Annotated in this window: 21 protein-coding genes; 16 read left to right on the top strand and 5 right to left on the bottom strand. The window is 53.7% G+C overall.

Going from position 1 to position 17,577, the window contains the following annotated elements; all coding sequences use genetic code 11:
- The first annotated feature begins 157 nt into the window (after positions 1-157).
- The 7 genes from JHD64_RS08165 (at position 158) to JHD64_RS08135 (ending at position 4,816) form a co-directional block, all read left to right on the top strand.
- Positions 158-772, top strand: coding sequence for an alpha/beta fold hydrolase (locus JHD64_RS08165; protein WP_199052909.1), 615 nt, complete (start codon positions 158-160; stop codon positions 770-772).
- Positions 773-1,105, top strand: coding sequence for an alpha/beta fold hydrolase (locus JHD64_RS08160; RefSeq protein ID WP_199052908.1), 333 nt, complete (start codon positions 773-775; stop codon positions 1,103-1,105).
- Positions 1,106-1,136: 31 nt separating this feature from the next.
- A complete protein-coding gene (locus JHD64_RS08155) occupies positions 1,137-1,943 on the top strand; it encodes an SDR family NAD(P)-dependent oxidoreductase (RefSeq protein ID WP_199052907.1) in 807 nt (268 codons plus the stop codon).
- Positions 1,944-2,025: 82 nt separating this feature from the next.
- Positions 2,026-2,463 carry a nuclear transport factor 2 family protein gene (locus tag JHD64_RS08150; RefSeq protein WP_199052906.1) on the top strand — a complete coding sequence of 146 codons (438 nt, stop codon included), beginning with the start codon at positions 2,026-2,028 and terminating at the stop codon, positions 2,461-2,463.
- A gap of 49 nt (positions 2,464-2,512) precedes the next feature.
- Positions 2,513-2,809 (top strand): YciI family protein, encoded by a 297-nt coding sequence (locus JHD64_RS08145; protein ID WP_199052905.1) that lies wholly within the window; start codon positions 2,513-2,515, stop codon positions 2,807-2,809.
- Between the two features lie 27 nt (positions 2,810-2,836).
- The gene (locus tag JHD64_RS08140) at positions 2,837-3,544 is read left to right on the top strand and encodes an SDR family oxidoreductase (RefSeq protein WP_199052904.1); all 708 of its coding nucleotides are present in this window, start codon (positions 2,837-2,839) and stop codon (positions 3,542-3,544) included.
- Between the two features lie 372 nt (positions 3,545-3,916).
- On the top strand, positions 3,917-4,816 hold the full coding sequence (locus JHD64_RS08135) for a DMT family transporter (protein WP_199052903.1): 900 nt from the start codon (positions 3,917-3,919) through the stop codon (positions 4,814-4,816).
- A 10-nt stretch (positions 4,817-4,826) separates the two neighbouring features.
- Here JHD64_RS08135 and JHD64_RS08130 read toward each other — a convergent pair whose 3' ends face one another.
- On the bottom strand, positions 4,827-5,798 hold the full coding sequence (locus JHD64_RS08130) for a LysR family transcriptional regulator (protein ID WP_233170402.1): 972 nt from the start codon (positions 5,796-5,798) through the stop codon (positions 4,827-4,829).
- Between the two features lie 70 nt (positions 5,799-5,868).
- Between JHD64_RS08130 and JHD64_RS08125 the strand changes: the two genes are divergently transcribed.
- The 6 genes from JHD64_RS08125 (at position 5,869) to JHD64_RS08100 (ending at position 10,771) form a co-directional block, all read left to right on the top strand.
- A complete protein-coding gene (locus JHD64_RS08125; RefSeq protein WP_199052902.1) occupies positions 5,869-6,537 on the top strand; it encodes an RraA family protein in 669 nt (222 codons plus the stop codon).
- Positions 6,534-7,199 carry an RraA family protein gene (locus JHD64_RS08120; RefSeq protein ID WP_199052901.1) on the top strand — a complete coding sequence of 222 codons (666 nt, stop codon included), beginning with the start codon at positions 6,534-6,536 and terminating at the stop codon, positions 7,197-7,199. Before JHD64_RS08125 ends, JHD64_RS08120 begins: the two co-directional genes overlap by 4 nt.
- Positions 7,196-7,834 (top strand): RraA family protein, encoded by a 639-nt coding sequence (locus JHD64_RS08115; protein ID WP_199052900.1) that lies wholly within the window; start codon positions 7,196-7,198, stop codon positions 7,832-7,834. The genes JHD64_RS08120 and JHD64_RS08115 overlap by 4 nt, the downstream gene beginning before the upstream one ends.
- Before the next feature lie 2 nt (positions 7,835-7,836).
- On the top strand, positions 7,837-9,057 hold the full coding sequence (locus JHD64_RS08110) for a pyridoxal phosphate-dependent aminotransferase (protein WP_199052899.1): 1,221 nt from the start codon (positions 7,837-7,839) through the stop codon (positions 9,055-9,057).
- 14 nt (positions 9,058-9,071) lie between these two features.
- Positions 9,072-9,896 carry an alpha/beta fold hydrolase gene (locus tag JHD64_RS08105; protein WP_199052898.1) on the top strand — a complete coding sequence of 275 codons (825 nt, stop codon included), beginning with the start codon at positions 9,072-9,074 and terminating at the stop codon, positions 9,894-9,896.
- Positions 9,897-10,261: 365 nt separating this feature from the next.
- Positions 10,262-10,771, top strand: a complete 510-nt coding sequence (locus JHD64_RS08100) for a hypothetical protein (RefSeq protein WP_199052897.1) — start codon at positions 10,262-10,264, stop codon at positions 10,769-10,771.
- A gap of 130 nt (positions 10,772-10,901) precedes the next feature.
- Here JHD64_RS08100 and sgrR read toward each other — a convergent pair whose 3' ends face one another.
- Positions 10,902-12,593, bottom strand: a complete 1,692-nt coding sequence (sgrR, locus tag JHD64_RS08095; protein ID WP_199052896.1) for an HTH-type transcriptional regulator SgrR — start codon at positions 12,591-12,593, stop codon at positions 10,902-10,904.
- A gap of 258 nt (positions 12,594-12,851) precedes the next feature.
- Positions 12,852-13,796, bottom strand: coding sequence for an AraC family transcriptional regulator (locus tag JHD64_RS08090; protein WP_199052895.1), 945 nt, complete (start codon positions 13,794-13,796; stop codon positions 12,852-12,854).
- A 90-nt stretch (positions 13,797-13,886) separates the two neighbouring features.
- Between JHD64_RS08090 and JHD64_RS08085 the strand changes: the two genes are divergently transcribed.
- On the top strand, positions 13,887-15,131 hold the full coding sequence (locus JHD64_RS08085; RefSeq protein ID WP_199052894.1) for a DUF1479 domain-containing protein: 1,245 nt from the start codon (positions 13,887-13,889) through the stop codon (positions 15,129-15,131).
- A 466-nt stretch (positions 15,132-15,597) separates the two neighbouring features.
- On the opposite strand, the gene JHD64_RS08080 is transcribed toward JHD64_RS08085, so the two are convergent.
- Entirely contained in the window at positions 15,598-15,855 is a 258-nt protein-coding gene (locus JHD64_RS08080) for a helix-turn-helix transcriptional regulator (RefSeq protein ID WP_199052893.1), read from the bottom strand.
- Positions 15,856-15,993: 138 nt separating this feature from the next.
- On the opposite strand from JHD64_RS08080, the gene JHD64_RS08075 reads away from it, so the two are divergent.
- Together JHD64_RS08075 and JHD64_RS08070 are read left to right on the top strand one after the other, a co-directional pair.
- The gene (locus JHD64_RS08075; protein WP_199052892.1) at positions 15,994-16,704 is read left to right on the top strand and encodes a hypothetical protein; all 711 of its coding nucleotides are present in this window, start codon (positions 15,994-15,996) and stop codon (positions 16,702-16,704) included.
- Between the two features lie 23 nt (positions 16,705-16,727).
- On the top strand, positions 16,728-16,910 hold the full coding sequence (locus tag JHD64_RS08070) for a hypothetical protein (protein WP_199052891.1): 183 nt from the start codon (positions 16,728-16,730) through the stop codon (positions 16,908-16,910).
- A 298-nt stretch (positions 16,911-17,208) separates the two neighbouring features.
- Here JHD64_RS08070 and JHD64_RS08065 read toward each other — a convergent pair whose 3' ends face one another.
- Positions 17,209-17,514: a hypothetical protein gene (locus tag JHD64_RS08065; RefSeq protein ID WP_199052890.1), complete on the bottom strand. Its 306-nt coding sequence runs from the start codon at positions 17,512-17,514 to the stop codon at positions 17,209-17,211.
- Positions 17,515-17,577: the final 63 nt, after the last annotated feature.

Genomic DNA, 17,577 nt, shown 5'->3' with positions numbered 1-17,577 from the left:
ACCTCACCTTGGCATCTTTTGCTATCAAGTTGGCGCCTTTTGCGAGTGCGAGTGGCGCGTATTGCAGGCAAAGTGGCGGCATCCGTAACAGGGATGCGAAAAATATCGCGACCGGTACCTCACCAATACGACTTGCAGAAGCAGGAAGGCCGTCACCATGAAAAACACCACACTTCTTCCGTCTGTACTCGCTGCGTCATTCTTTCTGATAGGTAGCAACAGCTATGCGCAAGGTATTTCGCAGGTAGAAAGCAAGCAGACTTCAACCTCAGCTTCCCTCATTGCCTCGACGCAGTATGCGACTGTCCATAATCAAAAGCTGGGCTACCGGAAGTTCGGCCAAGGTACGCCGCTTATTTTAATCAATCGCTTCCGAGGGACGCTGGATACTTGGGATCCACTTTTTCTCGATCTATTGGCCAAGCAAAATACCGTGATTATTTTTGATCAGCCCGGCATTGGCTATTCGGAAGGCAACCTGCCGCTCACTATGAAGGAGTTGGCCGCAGAAGTGACTGGCCTTGCCGATTATCTGAAAATCGAAAAATTTAATGTGATGGGCTGGTCCTACGGTGGCTGGGTCGCACAGTACGTAATGTTCTACAACCCGTCCCGAGTCCTGAAGACGATTCTTATCGATAACAATGCAATGGGCAAGAATTCAGTTCCCATGGAGCCTGCGTTTGCAAAAAGCGCCATGAAAGCCAATAAGGACCTTGGTTTCGAGGACTATGTGACCTTGTTTTTCGAACCCAAGTCAGAATCGAGCTGATTGGCCGCACAAAAATCGCTTGAACGTATTTTCAAGCGCATCGACTACTCGAAAGTTCCAGAAAACCCGGAAGTTCTGAAGCGATATTTTGCTCCTATCCAATCCATTGTCGACGATGCGGAGCATTTCAGGGATGCCTACGCCACCCTGAAGACTCCAGTACTGGTGATGTCTGGCGATCATGACATTTCATTCTCTTTCGACAACTGGTACCCAATGATCAGGAAAGCGCCGACAACGCAGTTCATTGTGATGCCCGACGCAGGTCATGGTCCGCAGGATCAGTACCCTGAACTTGCTTCCAGTTATATCAACACCTTTTTGAAAAACTAAGACACATCAATATACGCAAAGGATCAACATCATGAAGAAGACCATTCTAATTACTGGTGCATCATCAGGCTTTGGTTTGATGCTTGCCAACAAGCTACATCAAGACGGATTTAATGTAATTGGCACTAGCCGCCAACCGGAAAAATATGCACAAAAAGTGCAATTTAAACTGATGCGACTTGATATTGACGATGACAGCTCTATCCAGTCTTTCACGAAAGAGCTGTTTGCTTATACCAAGCAACTGGATGTACTCGTCAATAATGCTGGTTACATGGTGACGGGTATTGCAGAAGAAACACCAATCGAGATTGGGCGGGAGCAATTCGAAACCAATTTCTGGGGTACAGTCAAGATTACCAATGCATTGCTACCCTACTTCCGCAGACAGAAGAGCGGTCAGATTATTACTGTCAGCTCCATTGTTGGTTTGATCGGACCGCCGAACCTGTCCTTTTACACTGCGTCAAAACATGCAGTGGAAGGTTATTTCAAATCTCTGCGATTTGAACTAGACCAGTTCAATATCAAGGTCAGCATGGTGGAACCAGTCTGGTTTAAAACCAATCTTGGTGAGAACGCAGTTGCTGCAACGGGTGGCAGCATCAGAGATTACGATGTTTACCGAAAACAGGTACAGGCAGCTACACAAAAAGGAATGGATGAGGCGGAGGCCCCTGATGCAGTTGTATGTACCATTACCAAGTTAATAAGCAAGAAACAACCGAAGTTCAGCAATCCCGTCGGTAAGATGACCGGCATGATTCTTTTCTTGCAGACCTACGCGCCCAAAATGTTTGAGAGCGCAATATTTAAAAGCGTAAAAACTGCAAAATGAAGTAATTAGTTCATTGCAGGGATAAATCCCCATCAGCAGTTTTTACCCTACCAATCAGTTTAATTTCATGGAGGATGTTGAAATGACCGAATTTCCCTCTCAGCACACAGCTGAAATCCTGCCTGGTGAGCCTCATTTGGCAGCGCAAGCGGGGCTTAAAGAGTGGCATCGCATTGTGGCTAATTTAGATTGGAATAATCTTCCAGATTTGCTTGCCGATAATGTTGTTTTCCGTAATCCGGCGGCACTGGAACCGTACCATGGAAAGGCAACGATGGTGGCCATCCTGCGCGCTGTATTTAGCGTACTGCAGGATTTCACCTATCTGCGACATTTTGGTAACAGTAGTGGATATGTACTTGAATTCAGCGCCAGAGTCGGCGATGAAATGTTGTTTGGTGTCGATTTGGTCGAGTTTGATCAGGCAGGAAAGATCACCGATTTCATGGTCATGATGCGTCCTGCAAGTGTGGTATTGAATTTAGCAGCTGAAGCAGGCAAGCGCCTGGCCGCCAATTAAATCTCAGCGGCATGCATTCATAGTGCCCCACAGACAAAGAGGTATAAAGATGAAGTATTACCTGTGCAAGTTTATTCCCCCACGTACCAATTTTCTGGCCACGCTGTCGGCTGAAGAATTGGAATGGATGAAGCAGCATGGTGCTTATCTCAATGAACTGCTTGCTAAAGGGGTAATCGTTGCCCATGGCCCCGTCATTGACGATACCGGTGGTTATGGTGTCTCGCTCTACCAGGTTGCAGATAATGAAGACATTGCCACCTTCACCTCGGAAGACCCCATCGTGAAGAATGGCGTAGGCCATTATGAGCACTACGACATGCTGCATTTGACATACAAACACTGACCCACTCACTCTGAAAAAGAAACCATCATGAAAATTAAAGACGCTGTTGCGCTCGTTACGGGTGCAAATCGAGGGCTAGGCGCTGCATTTGCTCGCGCCTTGCTGGCCGCTGGTGCAGCCAAGGTTTATGCCGCTGCGCGTGATCCTTCTACCATTACCGAAGCTGGGGTAATTCCCGTACAGCTGGATGTTACCCAACCTCACCAGATTGCAGCGCTCGCCCGTGATTTGGGCGATGTAAGCTTGCTGATCAACAACGCAGGTATTGGCGGCTCCGGACCTGTGCTCTCCCCAGAATCCATCGACATGCTCTACCAGCAGTTCGAGATCAATACTGTTGGCCCTCTGCGCATGACCCAAGCTTTCGCCCCGATTCTGGCTGCTCGTAATGATAGCGCCGTCATCAACGTGATCTCGGCACTGAGCTGGGCGACGCTGCCGGGCGTTACTGGTACATACAGCGCTTCCAAGGCTGCCGTCTGGGCTTTGAGCAATGCAATGCGCCAGGAATTGAAAACACAAGGCACGGAAGTTCTGTCACTGCATGTCGCCTTCATGGACACAGATATGGCGCGTGGCGTACCGGGAGCCAAAGCATCCCCCGATGAGATAGCACGCCTGGCAATTGCAGCCTTGGAGTCGGGTCAGCCGGAACTACTGGCTGATGACGTAACCCGCAGCGTCCACGCTGGACTGACGACCGTGCCGCCAATGTACTTGGGAATGCTTGGATAAGGTTTTCATTTGACTAACTCCACCCAGGAACACAGTCAAAGCCATTTGTCGTGATTGGCTGCTTTCAACAGATAAGCAGCCAGTTTTTCTTATATAGCAAATGACAGTTTTGGCCGACCAACAGCCGTTGGTGAAGTCTGATCGGAGGTGATTCGGCCAAAGCGGACTGTCATGGCTAAACCTGCGAAGTCCGTTTCTGTATGGATTGCAGCTGCTAAAGCGTCTTGATAGGCAGGGGGGATTTAGTCTGATTTTCCTATCACAGCCATTGGCTAAAAGTATTTAACCTTTCCGGTAGGCACGCCGATCATCGCATTTTTCACCTACGTGGTACCTCCATTGAAAGTCCTTTTCACCCCAGAACAGCGTGGTGTGCTGTTTGCTTTTCTGGCTGCCTTCGGCTTTTCCTTTAAGGCGATCTTCGTCAAGCTGGCCTATGTCTCGACCACGGTGGATGCGGTCACCCTGCTTACGCTACGCATGGTGTTCTGCATTCCCTTTGTGCTGCTGGCAGCCATTCCCGCAATCCGGAGATTTCCCGGCCTCCCCACACGCGACAAGGGCCTACTACTCGTATTGGGCGTGCTGGGCTATTACGGTTCCAGCATGCTTGATTTTTACGGACTCCAGTACATCAGCGCAGGGCTGGAACGGCTGATCCTGTTTACTTACCCCACCATTACCATCGCCATTGGCATCGTGTTCATGGGCAAAAAAGCCGATGCGCGCATCCTGCTGGCTGCAGCCCTGTCCTATGGCGGTATCGCCATTGCATTTTTGCATGATGCCGGCCAGAGCCGGGATATCGGCACGGTATTGCTGGGGGCAGCTTTTGTCTTTGCCTGTGCGGTGCTGTATGCCTTTTACAATGCAGGCTCGGAGATTGCCATTCGCCGCATGGGTGCGCATCAGTTTTCCCTGCTGGCTATCCTGACTGCCACCGCCGCCATCCTGCTGCATTTTGTCCTGGCCAGACCACTGGCCACACTGCGGCTGCCGTGGCCTGTTTATGGCTACAGCGTCGGCATGGCGCTGTTCTCTACCATTCTGCCCATCTTTTGGCAGTCCATTTCCATCCGTCATATCGGTGCCGAACGCTCAGTGCTGATCGGTACGCTGGGGCCGGCCCTGACCTTGCTGTTTGGCTGGTGGCTACTGCACGAACCGATTTCGCTGGCGCAACTGGCTGGTACCGCGCTGGTCATGGCCGGGGTTCTGCTGGTCAGTCGTCAGGCAAAGCCAGCTTTGACCCTGCCTGAAAACCAGGCGTGATGCTGACTTATCAGCTTGCATCAACCCGCGTGGTGCAATCTGTCGCGTGCAGATAAGTGGCACCGATGTGATCAATCACGATATCAATGAGTGGGTTCTGGCGCTTGCTGCTCCAGGCCATGGCGGTGGTGACTACATGCAGCCCATCCTCCAGTGGACGAATCACCACCGCCGGAGGTGCCATCAGCTGCAATGAGTCCGGTACCAGCGCCACACCCTGCTTGCAGCCAACAAATGCAATCTGAGATGCAACTGAGCGGACTTCATGCAGGATTCGGGGTGAAAAGCCGCTATTGCCGCAGGCTGAAATCAGGGCATCAAAGGACAAGGGGCTCACCTTGCGCGCAAACATGATGAAGTCCTCCTCAGCCAGGTCTGCCAGGTACAGCCCAGACCGTTCGCACAGCGGATGTGCAGCTGGCAAGGCTACGGCCAGACGATCCTGGCGGATAGGCAGTGAATTGATGTTTTCGCCCAGATTACCTTCCAGTCGGGCAAAGGCAAGGTCGATATCACCGGCGTCCAAAGCAGGGATCGCTTCATAGCTATCGATTTCCTTGACCGCGATGGTCAACCCGGGGTGATTCTGCCTTACCTGTTCAATGAGCGCCGGCAACACCTCAAGGATGGCTGAGGTAATTGCACCGATGGTAACCGTGCCGATTTGCCCGGCCACAGCCTCACGCACCGCCAGCTCCAGGCTTTCCAGCTGCTCGGCAAACTTCCGCACTGCCGGCAGGATAGCCTGACCCACCGGGGTCAGCTGCGCGCCACGCCGCGAGCGATCAAATAGCTTCACCTTGAGTGCGTGCTCCAACACTTGAATCTGCTCGGTCAACGGGGGTTGCGACATGCCTAGCCGTTTGGCGGCACGGCCAAAGTGTTTCTCCTCGGCAATGGCCAGGAACAACCAGAGGTGACGAATCAGGCGGAAGTTGATCATGGTTTTGATAGGTTTTTCGTATTTAAACTTTAGATACAACGGAATTTACCTATTTAACTGTAGAGCGGAAAGTAGGCCTCACACAAGTCCCTGACCCAGGAGTGACGCCATGTCCCTGATTTCCCCGCTCGCCCGATTACAGCAGATGGACAGCAATACCCTGTCTGATGCACTCGACTTTCTTGACCTGCCCGGTGCGACCTATGGCCTGCGCCCGCTGTGGGATTGCCCCAAGGTGGTGGGGCGTGCCAGCACGGTCCAACTGGGCCGCAAAACCGACGCCCAGCCCACCGTCCATCTTATTTCACCCGTGATTGACACCATTTCCAGCCACGACAGGGTGCTCGTCATTGCTGGTGGTGCTGAGGGTATTTCCTGCTGGGGCGATATTTTGGCCAATGCCGCCAGACGCAAGGGTATCCGTGGCACCGTCATCGATGGCCTCAGCCGAGATATCGATGGCAGTGCCGACATTGGCTACCCAGTGTACGGACGCGGCGTCACCATGATCAGCGCCCGCAACCGGGTGGTGCAGCTGTCGTCCGGCCAGCCAGTCAATATGGCGGGTGTAACCGTGACAGAAGATGACTACGTGCTAGCGGATCGCTGTGGCACCGTGTTCATCCCAGCCCAACATATCGATGAAGTGCTAATCCTGGCCGAGAAAATCGCGTGCCGTCAGGATGGCATGGTGGCTGCCGTGCGCAGTGGTCGCTCCGTCGCAGAAGTCATGCATGACAAGCAATTTGAAGCCATCAAACAAGGAGAGGCGCAATGATGCAAACCGACCAGCAACTTGTTGCCGCCTTTGCCGGGCTGGATACCCCGGCCGTATCCGATGCCATGGACAAGCTGGGCCTGCCCGGCCAGTGTCTGGGCATCATGCCGCTGGATAACTACCGCACCACCGTGGTCGGCCCGGCTTTCACCGTGAAATACGTGAGTGCCAGCACACCGGCAGGAACGGTGGGGGATTTTATTGACGATGTTGCCCCGGGCGATGTGGTGGTCATTGATAACGATGGCCGAACCGATTGCACAGTGTGGGGCGACATCATGACCCAGTACGCTGGCATGCGGCACATTGCCGGTACCGTCATTGATGGTGTTTGCCGTGATGTAGGCAGAGCCTTGGCCGATGGCTATCCACTGTTCACCCAGGGACGTTTCATGCGTACGGGCAAGGACCGGGTGCAGGTGGAAGCGGTGAACGGCACTGTATCTATTGGCACGGCACGAGTCTGTTCCCGTGACATCGTGGTGGCTGATGCCAATGGCGTGGTGGTGGTGCCACGTGAACGTGCTGCCGAGGTTGCCGCACTGGCAGGCCATATCGAAAGCGTGGAGGCCCGGATTCGCGCACAACTGGCTGCGGGTAAAACACTGGCAGCGGCCCGTGCCGAACTGGGTTATCACAATCTGCAAAGGAAACCGGCATGAGCACTTCCGCTTTCAATCAGGAGCAGCGTACCCGCTGCCTGACATTGGGCAGCGCCACCCTGTACGAGGCATCGGGCCTGAACTGCGCGGTAGATTCGCAGATACGACCAGTTTGGGAGGGTGCGGCACTGGCGGCTCCGGCCTATCCATTGGTTTGCTCCCCCGGTGACAACCTGTCCATTCATATCGCGCTGGAACGCGCCCCGGCAGGCAGTGTGCTGGTGGTGGATGCCGCCGGTTTCATTGCTGGCTACTGGGGCGAGGTGCTGACCGTTGCCGCCGAGGCTGCCGGCATTGCAGGACTGGTCATCAATGGTGGTGTGCGCGATGTGGCTGCAATCGGCATGCATCGCTTTCCGGTGTTTGCTCGTGGTATTTCCGTGCGTGGCACCGTCAAGGCAAGTAGCCCGGCCGTCGGCCAGGCCATGCTGTTTGCTGGTGCGCCAGTGGCAGCAGGTGATCTGGTTGTCGCCGATGCCGATGGCGTCATCATCCTGCCCGCAGCAGCCGTAACGTCAGCCTTGCAGGCGGCAGAAGCCAGAGCAGAAAAAGAAAACATCATGATGCAGCAGCTACGCCAAGGGGCTACCACCCTGGAACTGATGGGGCTGTCCTGCTGGCGAGAAAGAGCATGAACATGAACATTCCCGTACTGAACAAATATCTGGCCAGCGCCCAGCCTTCGGCCACCTACAAGGTGATGGACCGGGTTGCCGCGCTGCGCGCAGCTGGCGTCGAGGTGATTTCACTATGCGCTGGTGAGCCGGACTTTGATACCCCGCTGCACATTCGTGCCGCGGCCATGGCCGCAATAAATAACGGTCATACCCGCTACACTCAGGTTGCCGGCTTGAAGGTACTGCGCGAAGCCGTAGCCGACAAGTTCCGCCGCGAAAACGGTCTGGATGTGCATTGGACCGATACCCTTGTCTGTTCGGGTGGCAAGCAGGTGATTTTCAATGCGCTGGCCGCCACCCTGAATGAAGGTGACGAGGTCATCATCCCCGCGCCATACTGGGTGAGTTACCCGGAAATCGTGCAGCTGTGTGGTGGCAAGTCGGTCATCTTGCCTTGCGGCCCGGACAGTGGCTTCAAGCTGACGGCTGCACAGCTGGCGGCCGCCATTACACCACAAACCCGCTGGCTGATCCTGAACTCACCATCCAATCCCAGTGGTGCGGTGTATCTACGTGAGGAGCTGAAAGCGCTGGCCGAGGTTTTACTGGCCAATCCGCAGGTACTGGTACTGTCCGACGATATATACGAACACTTGCTGTTTGACGGACAGGTGTTCCATACCCTGGCCCAGGTTGAAGCACGTCTCCAGTCGCGCATTCTTACCATGAATGGCGTATCCAAATCTTATGCCATGACCGGCTGGCGCATCGGCTATGCCACCGGCCCACGCTGGCTGCTGGACGCCATGGAAAAACTGCAGGGGCAGCAGACTTCGGGGGCTTGTTCCATTTCGCAGCATGCCGCGCTGGCAGCCCTGACCGGGCCCCAGGATTTTATTGCCCGCTCGCGTGGTGCGTTTGAAAACCGGCGCGACATGATGGTGCGCCTGCTCAACGAAATACCCGGCCTGTCCTGCATCAAGCCGACGGGGGCTTTTTATGCCTTTGCCTGTTGCGAGGCTCTGCTGGGCAAACGCAGCCCGGCGGGCAAGCTGCTGCAAACTGACGAAGACGTCGCCATTGCCCTGCTGACCGAAGCCAGCGTAGCGGTGGTACACGGTAGCGCCTTCGGACTGGGACCATACCTGCGGATTGCTTATGCACTTGATGAGGCATCGTTGCGCAAAGCCTGTGCTGCGATCCGGACTTTCTGCAGCACGGTGATGGCCGCCAACAGCTGAAACAGGGAGACAAGATGAAACCGCAACCATTACAGACCCAGACGCTAACTATCCACATTGAAGGTATGGAACTGACTGTTTCTGCCCTGTATCGCCCAGGTCCCAAAGAACCGATTGTCTTTCTGCACGGTTTTGGCTCGACCAAGGAAGACTATGCAGACATCGTCCAGCATCCGGCGTTTGACGGCCATGCCGTGATTGCCTATGACGCACCCGGCTGCGGGGCCTCCATCTGCCCATCGCTGGATAAGGTGGGGATTCCGCTACTATTGCAGACTGCCCGGGCGCTGCTGGCACATTATCGGGTGGAGCGCTTCCATCTGGTTGGCCACTCCATGGGTGGGCTGACGGCCTTGCTGCTGGCCGACGAGCTAAAAGAAGCAGTGCTCAGCTTTACCGACATCGAAGGCAATATCGCGCCGGAAGACTGTTTCCTAAGCCGACAAATTCAGGAATATCCCGCTTCCGATGCCGAACAATTCTTTGCCGACTTCATCCTGCGCACCAGCCAGGCTCCGGATCATGCCAGTGCACTGTATGCCACCAGCCTGCGTCACAAGGTGCGCCCAGCGGCGGTACGCGGCATTTTTACCTCCATGGTGGGACTGTCAGACAATGGGCAGTTGATGGAGAAGTTTCTGGCGCTGCCCTGCCGCAAGATGTTCATGTACGGGACCAGCAATGCCGGACTCAGTTATTTGGGCCACATCCAGGCCAACGGGGTTCGGCTGGCCGAGATCCCGGCCTGTGGCCACTTCCCCATGTACTCGAATCCGGTTGCGATGTGGCAGGCGGTGGCGGAATTCATCCAGCACGGAGGCTGCCGGGGTAGTGAATAGCCTTACCTTCTGTCACCATGCCCCCCTTTGCTCCAGGCAGCAGGGTGGCATGGTGCATCCACGGGGCGGCACCTCATCTCGCTCAACTTGAAACATGCCAATTATTGCGTTAAAGCTTTTGATGACCCCGCTCATGATCATTGCCGTTCATGCAGCGGGGAAGCGATGGGGAGCCATTGTCAGTGGTTTGCTCATCGGACTACCACTTACCTCGGGTTCGATTTCACTGACTTCTGGCCTGCCAATACGGGGAAGCGTTTGCTGTTCATGCCTCGGCAGGTAATCTGGCTGGGCAGATTTCCATCTGTCTGTTCTGCCTGGTTTATTACAAGCTATGCCAAACCAGGGGCTGGCTGAATTGCACCTTGCTAGCTACGCTCACTTTCATTGCTGCTACGGCAATCTTGAAGGTACTTGCCCTCGGCTTGCTGAGTGCATCGGGATTGCTGTTGCTTACCCTTGCGCTGGTCAGCAGCAAGACACCAGATAAACCAACATCTGCGATCAAGATGGCAAAGCCCTGGTGGGATTTGCCTAGCCGTATTGTGATTGCCGTCACATTTGTGTTGCTGATAACCAGCCTGGCAGGCAGGATGGGGCCGGTATTGAGCGGCCTGATTGCCCCGTTTCCAGTATTTGCCATTGTATTTGCCGCCTTTACCCTGCAAACCGAAGGTAGTGCGGCAACATGTAATCTACTGCGGGGCATCGTACTCAGCTCGGTTGGCTTTGCAGCCTTCTTCATGACCATTGCCCTTACCACATCACAGCTTGGCCTAAGCAGCGCTTATCTGCTTGCGGCTGGACTGGGCATTCTGTCGAACTTCATTTTTCACTCTTTACCTGGGCAGTTCTGGACTGGAAAGATGAATTGAGGACTGTCCAGATTGATGAGTACAACAGACATACAAGAACAGCGCCCTGGCGGGTCGCTGCAATCAAGCAACCGAATGCGGACATCCGATTATTAGTTTATTCGTTACTGTATCTTCTACAAATCGGGCTTCAGCGATGCCAGGCTGACTTGAAGTCAAACCAGCCCAGCGCGTTGAGCTTCAAATCCTGCATGCCATCGCTGGCTTGTAGGCGTAGCTGGTTATGAAAGAGGGGAAGTAGTGTATGTTGGCTGAGAACATGCGCGGTTAAATTACCTGCATCCAGTACTCCTCTGCGCCATTCACTATGTAAGTCAGTCGCCTGGTGGTTGTGGGCGTCAAAAGCCGCATTCCGTACCAGTGGGGTCCCTAGTAGCCAGGCAGGAATGGCGTAATCGATATCGCTGGTAAAATTGACTGAGCCCAAATAAATATCAAACCCGCCAAGCCCTTGCTGCCAGTCAGTAAAGCTAATGCTGTGGCAGCTTACTTCGATCTGCGCAGCAGCCAAGCAGTCCTGAATCGCCTGGGCAATTGCGGGGTAGTCAGGCTGATCTTCAGGGAAAGCCAAGTTCAGCGATAGCGTGCCATGCGCAGGCACTCCCACCACTTCATGTTGCTGACGCAGGTGAAACCATTGCGGCAGCAAGCTGCTTGCCACCGTCCAGTATTGCCGCACATCCAGAGGAATATGCTGAATCAGTAGTAATGGAGAAAGTAGATGGGATAGTTGCTGACGCAAAACCTGGCTACGCAGGAGGGCTGAGCGTGAATCAAGCAGTACAAAATAACAGCCTTGTTCCGCCTCCATGGCGTACGCTTGTTCTGCACTGGCCACTGGTGAAACCTGCACCTCAAGTCCTTTTGTGGATTGCTGTTCCGAGCTCTGCTCCACGCCTAGCTCGGGCAAGATCCAGATATCAATCTCGTCCAACAAGGCACGGTAACCAAAGTAGTCATCAAAAGCCTGCAGACTCAAATGAAGGTCGTCGTTGACCATTACCTTGTAGGGACCACAACCAATGGGGTACGAGGCGAATTCTGGGTTTTGAGCGTGGTTTGATGGAAGGAGTAATGCTGCACTGTCTGCCAGCAAGGTAGGAAGCCGCGCATCCTCTTCATTTAGCACAATACTGATGCAACGCGGAGTAAGTGCCTGGACTGTCCGGATATGCGAGAACAAGGGAAGTTGTCGCAGTCGCAGCAAACTGTCTTTTACATCATCTATGCTTAACAGGCGGCCATCATGCCAGCGCACGCAGGGGCGCAGGTGAAAGTGCCATTCCAGGGAAGAGTGCTGGTGCCAGTGATGCGCCACGTCCGCTTCGACTTCCCCTTTTTCCTCATTCATGACAGTAAGCCCGCTATGAATCTGCCGAACGAGATGGCGCTCGGAACGGCGCAGATCCGTACCAGGATAGAGGCTGGGTAATGCGCGGTAGTAAGGAATACTCAGCACCTGGCGGTTGTTCCGCCAATGCTGGCCGAGTTGCTGCAGCAAAATGGTCGCCAGTGCTTGTTTGTCATGGTCAAGCACTTCCAAAGCCTGCTCTACTTTCCCCTGTCCCAGCAGCGAGGCTGCACTATCACGTCGCAAGCTCTCCGGCTTGCAACAGAAGCGTAGCCTGGAACGTCCACCACGTCCGGCTTGAGCTTGCCACTCCAGCCAACCCTGTTGCTGCATGCCGTTTAGCACATTGCGCATATGCCTTCGTGTACAGCAGGCAATATCGGCCAATTGCTGCAACTGGGTATCCACTTCCTGTCCGGAAAAATGCTGATAGAGCCTGTGGTACTGCTGGGTAAGCCGTTTCGGGTGCATAAAAGAGGAAGTTTTTAAATTGATTTCAGCAATTTAATAATGCCTGTTTTTAGGGAAAGATACAGCATCTTGACGCTGAGGAAACCTCCCCATGAAAACAGCAGCAGACACAATGGCTTATTACGCCTCCTACTTGTCCCGAATCATGCCGGATAACAGCAGCAAAGTCCGCTGGGCCTTACTGCAGCTGCAGGAGTTCATGCCACCGACGGCATCTAATCCGTCAGTCAGCGCAACATCTGACAAAGTAGAGTCGGATTAGTCAACATTCCTTGTGTTATGCCCCAGGGAATACGGCCTGCGCTGTAAATCATCTGTCTGCTCAGCCTCTGGTGCTGACCGGTCGGTGAAGGCCTTACGGTACTGCAGTGGTGTCATGTGCTTGAGACTGCGGAACTGGCGATTGAAATTGGCGGTATTCGGATAGCCAGACTGTATGGCAATGCTGGCTATCGACAAACGGGTATCCACTAACAATTGACAGGCATGCGCAATGCGGATGCGCATGAGGTAGCGACTCACACTCTCCCCCAGATGCTGCAAGAAATAGCGGTGCAATGAGCGCGAGGACAAGCTACCTGCAGCAGCCAACTGCTCAATGCTTAATGGCTGGGCGAATTGGGCATCAATCATGGCCAAAATGCGATTGATTCGTTCCGGCTGATGTCCGGACGGCCTACCCATGGTTTGAAATGCGGTGGGTGACGCGAGTGGCGTACCAACCTCATCAGCCAGCAGGCACAAGATGTCCAGCGCCGCCATCAACCTGCTTCTTGGCCGCGCTGACAACAATCTATCCAGTCGTTGCTGCATCAGTGCTGCCGAATCCGGCCCAAACGACAGACCACAGCCCGCATGCCGCATCAGGCGTAGCAGCGGACCATACTCCGGGCAACAACTAGCCAGCCGTCTGGCCCAGTCTCCATCAAACCATAGCACGACCGCTACCTGATCCTCATCAGGCGTAATCGACGTATTGGATGACCAGCTATGCGGCAGATTCGGTGGTACCAGCACCAGGTCGTTGTTACCGTAGTCGGTGATTGAGTCACCGATATATCGTTTTCCCTGACTGTTCAATGTCAAGGTCAGCTCATATTCGGGGTGGTGATGCCACTCGAAGGGAATATGTTGTAGCCGGCGGTGGTAAACCCGTAGCGAACACCCTTCGGCCAGGGTGACATGCTCGAATGTAGCTTTCATGGCGGATTAGGCAAATAACTTGGCTTAATCGTATCACATCTTGCAAACGCCCTGTTTTATGCTGGCTCCTCCACCAAAGGAGACAACAAGATGCATACCCTGCACATCGAGGATTTACCCAATGCCATTCGTGTGGCCAAGCAGCAGCTACGCGCAGCCTTGCCCAATTACCGCGAAGTATTTAAGGAAGTAGAAACAGACATGCGTCGCCAGGTCGCCATCTTGCAGGAAGACAAGAAGCGCGGACTGTCAGTCATTCCGGAAGTTAATTACGCCGACATCGCGGCGGACAAGGTAGATTCTCGCCTCATCACGGCGATCAAGACACGCGGTGCATGTGTCATTCGAGGCGTATTTGCTGCTGAACAGGCCGAAGAGTGGGATAAGCAAATTGGCCACTACCTGGCTGATAACAAGCTGGATGAACGTCTCAAATACCGGGCAGAAGATAAGTATTTTGGGGAGCTCGTATCCAGCAAGCCACAGATCTACGGTGTCTACTGGTCACAACCCCAGGTAGAGGCCAGGCAGTCCGCAGAGCTGACTCTGGCACGTATATTTCTGAACCGCCTGTGGCTGAGTGAAAGTGAAGGGCAGCGTCATTTCGATCCGGAACAAGTACCCAGCTATGCCGACCGCTTGCGACGACGTCCTCCTGGGTCAGCCTCCTTGGGGCTGTCAGCACATTGCGACGGCGGTTCTGTGGAGCGCTGGCTGGATGAGAATTTCCGTAAGGTGTACCGGCACGTATTCAGTGGCAACTGGCGAGATTATGACCCGTTTGATGGGGCATATCGCACCGAGGTGCGTGAGGTTCCTTCTCCGGCCGTTTGCTCAATGTTTCGCACCTTCCAGGGCTGGACAGCTCTGACACCTCAAGGGCCTGGTGACGGTACCTTACAGCTGATGCCGATTGCCAATGTGATGGCCTATTTATTACTGCGAGCCTTGCAGGATGATGTACCTGAGGATGATTTGTGCGGAGCCTTGCCTGGACGAGCACTTTCCATCAGACCGGAGTGGCATCAGGCACTGGATGGTGCTTTGTCATCCATTCCGCAGATGCAACCAGGTGATACCGTGTTCTGGCATAGCGACGTCATTCACGCGGTAGAAGATGAGCACCATGGCAGTCACTGGAGCAATGTCATGTATATCGCGGCGATTCCGGGGTGCGCCAAGAATGATGCCTACCTGGCCCGTCAGCTACCCACATTTTTGGAAGGAAAAAGCCCGCCGGATTTCCCGGAAGATCATTTTGAAGTCAATTTTGTTGGCCGTGCCTCAGAGGGAACGCTTTCCCTACAAGGAAAGGCACAGCTAGGATTCAAATGAAGTTCTCTCTTGTCTCACATTGCGCTGCCTTCGGGCAGCTTTTTTTTGAAACTTGCTCCCGACTGTGGGTATTACAAAAACATCTATAGCTATTGCCAGGTGACTGGTCAGCATAGTAAAGCTGCCGATTATGTCTCCAACCCGGCTGACCGTTATGGCCGAACTGCTGCCTGCCGCGTTGGCAGTGTATCCCTAATGAGGGGGCTCACCATGACAATCAATTTCATCCCCTTGGTCATGACTAGGAAAGTATCCCTGCAGGGATACTTTTAAAGGCAAGTCATACCGTTGACTACGGCTGCACTTGGCAGACATGTAACTGAAGCCATCACCCAACAAGTCCTCTCCATGTACGGACCATACGGGATTGACTACAATCTCGCACGCTCAGCGCTTCCATGCGAGGAGCGCCACGATTGGCTATGGGTAGCCAACATGTTTTGCCATTTCCTTGCGCGCCGAATCCTCAGCTCTCAGCAGAACCTGAGATAGCCAACTCCAGGCTGCGAATCAAGTTATCCAGCGTGATACCAAGCGCAGTACACCAGTTGCGCAGCTCAATAATGTCCAGGCGTCGTTCGCCACGCTCACACTTGCTGACGAACGTCTGCGTTTCCTCTAGCTTCGATGCAAGCTCAACTTGAGTAAGCCCGGCGTTCTCCCGTGCCGACCGAAGGACTTCAAGCAAGAGCATGTACTCCCTCGTATAAATCGATTTTTCCATCTCAGGACTGAAAATAGTTTGGTCAGTCAGCTTGCAGTCCAAAATCGAATAGTCCAAAATCGACTATTGAATGAGACATCCAACCAAACTTGCCTTTGCCCGCCTGTAGATACATCAACCGCCACTGGTAGTTACGGCATGGACAAGGCACATACTTCAGGACTGAATTTTGCGATGGAAAACACACTCGATATTGATAATCTCGACCTGACCACGTTAGAAATGCTGTACCACATGTACCAACTGGATGGTGTGGCCGTAGTCGGAGACCCCGCGCATGCATTTGCCACCTATCATGCTGATAAGAAAGCCTTGTACATCTTTGCGGAATCTCCCGACAGGGTCCATATGGTCGCTCATCAAACAGACTCCCTTTTTTGGGTACTCAAGAGCGCGCAAGAAGCAGGTGCAAGTTTCAACGTATGCGGCGACAAAGTAATTTGTGTCGTGTGCGATGTAGTGCGGAAGGTGTGTCGTACGCGGATGCCGCGCTGCGAGCCATACTCAAGTACAAGCAGATACACAGCCAGGCTGCTTGAAAATAGGGATAGCAGGTGCTTCAAACCAACCAATACGGGTGGGAGAAGTGAGCCGAAAGGAAATGTTATGTACCATAGCCCAGACCCCAGCATCTCTAGTCTTGCAGAGGACATCAAGAAATCACTGATAGCCGAGCTCAAACAATTTGTCTCAACGGAAAACGAGGCGATAAACCTCGGTATCACCGCTCAACAAAGACTAGCGATTCTGCAGCAGCAGACCAGTGACTTCACGATTGATAAGCTGGTTGATATGGTGCTACGCGCCGGAAAGCGCATTCACTGCACCTTTGAGCCATCATCACGCTGACTGTATTGCTGCACAGGAACGCCATGGGGCGCATTGAACGAAGTGATGTCGCCATGTCTGTGGGTACGCTTTGGCAGATTGCAGATGCGCTGGGCGTACCTGCCTCAGCATTGCTACAGGAAGCCGAGCAATTGGCAGCCAAAGCAGATAGCAACCCTGACCGCAGATTCGTCCTGGTATCTGACGATGCAGTGTCTCGCCTGTGAATTGCTGGTTCAGTTGCAAGCAGTGCCAGAGCCGACGCCGAAGCACTGCTGTAACTGATTTCAAGGCTGCTGCAGGGTGCTCACAGGCGGATTTTCGGCTGCAATTTTCCGTCACCGTTGAAACCCGCAGTCTTTACCTATTTGTGAGTGAGTTCCGTTTTTGCAGCCAGAGAATGGTCATGTGTCACGGATCTGCGGATGATGTACAAGACGGATACCGCTCAAGTGCGGATGCTTTGCTCTAGAGCCCCAAGACAATGCTTTCCTGCCTTGGGGGCTCAGTGAAGCACCGGTCAGGCTAGTCCAGCGGCAGACGTTCCCCATGACTTATCTTTTGCACAAAATACAGATGCGGCAGCGGACCATCATATCCACGCTGTAGCGCGGCCTCGCATAGTGCCCACGATTGGGTTCGTACACCGCGAAATCCAGGCTGCCTCGCGATGCGTTCCAGCGTTTCAGAAATTGCTGCGGTGTCGTGCTGGTTGGCTTGCATGGCAATCAGCGCATGCAGTTCTGTCATTTCATCTTTTGTCCGTCGCCACGTCCACATCACTTTCGCCCGGTTGGTGTGACGCGCCAATTCATAGCCAAGCCATTTCAAGCGTTGTTTATCGCCTACATCCCTGTCTCTTATACACATCTCCGAGCCCACGAGACATTAACA

The organism is Aquitalea sp. ASV15, assembly GCF_016429115.1.
GTDB classification, from domain to species: Bacteria; Pseudomonadota; Gammaproteobacteria; order Burkholderiales; family Chromobacteriaceae; genus Aquitalea; species Aquitalea magnusonii.
Note: the sequence above shows the minus strand (reverse complement) of the source record. Positions and strands in the feature narration are given on the sequence as shown.

Bases quoted from the DNA above. Each gene is read 5' to 3' on its own strand.
- JHD64_RS08155 (WP_199052907.1), top strand. From the start codon at position 1,137: ATGAAGAAGACCATTCTAATTACTGGTGCATCATCAGGCTTTGGTTTG.
- JHD64_RS08070 (WP_199052891.1), top strand. From the start codon at position 16,728: ATGGGGCGCATTGAACGAAGTGATGTCGCCATGTCTGTGGGTACGCTT.
- JHD64_RS08090 (WP_199052895.1), bottom strand. From the start codon at position 13,796: ATGAAAGCTACATTCGAGCATGTCACCCTGGCCGAAGGGTGTTCGCTA.
- JHD64_RS08120 (WP_199052901.1), top strand. From the start codon at position 6,534: ATGATGCAAACCGACCAGCAACTTGTTGCCGCCTTTGCCGGGCTGGAT.
- JHD64_RS08085 (WP_199052894.1), top strand. From the start codon at position 13,887: ATGCATACCCTGCACATCGAGGATTTACCCAATGCCATTCGTGTGGCC.
- JHD64_RS08080 (WP_199052893.1), bottom strand. From the start codon at position 15,855: ATGGAAAAATCGATTTATACGAGGGAGTACATGCTCTTGCTTGAAGTC.
- JHD64_RS08150 (WP_199052906.1), top strand. From the start codon at position 2,026: ATGACCGAATTTCCCTCTCAGCACACAGCTGAAATCCTGCCTGGTGAG.
- JHD64_RS08125 (WP_199052902.1), top strand. From the start codon at position 5,869: ATGTCCCTGATTTCCCCGCTCGCCCGATTACAGCAGATGGACAGCAAT.
- JHD64_RS08165 (WP_199052909.1), top strand. From the start codon at position 158: ATGAAAAACACCACACTTCTTCCGTCTGTACTCGCTGCGTCATTCTTT.
- JHD64_RS08145 (WP_199052905.1), top strand. From the start codon at position 2,513: ATGAAGTATTACCTGTGCAAGTTTATTCCCCCACGTACCAATTTTCTG.
- JHD64_RS08140 (WP_199052904.1), top strand. From the start codon at position 2,837: ATGAAAATTAAAGACGCTGTTGCGCTCGTTACGGGTGCAAATCGAGGG.
- JHD64_RS08105 (WP_199052898.1), top strand. From the start codon at position 9,072: ATGAAACCGCAACCATTACAGACCCAGACGCTAACTATCCACATTGAA.
- JHD64_RS08075 (WP_199052892.1), top strand. From the start codon at position 15,994: ATGGACAAGGCACATACTTCAGGACTGAATTTTGCGATGGAAAACACA.
- JHD64_RS08115 (WP_199052900.1), top strand. From the start codon at position 7,196: ATGAGCACTTCCGCTTTCAATCAGGAGCAGCGTACCCGCTGCCTGACA.
- JHD64_RS08110 (WP_199052899.1), top strand. From the start codon at position 7,837: ATGAACATTCCCGTACTGAACAAATATCTGGCCAGCGCCCAGCCTTCG.
- sgrR (WP_199052896.1), bottom strand. From the start codon at position 12,593: ATGCACCCGAAACGGCTTACCCAGCAGTACCACAGGCTCTATCAGCAT.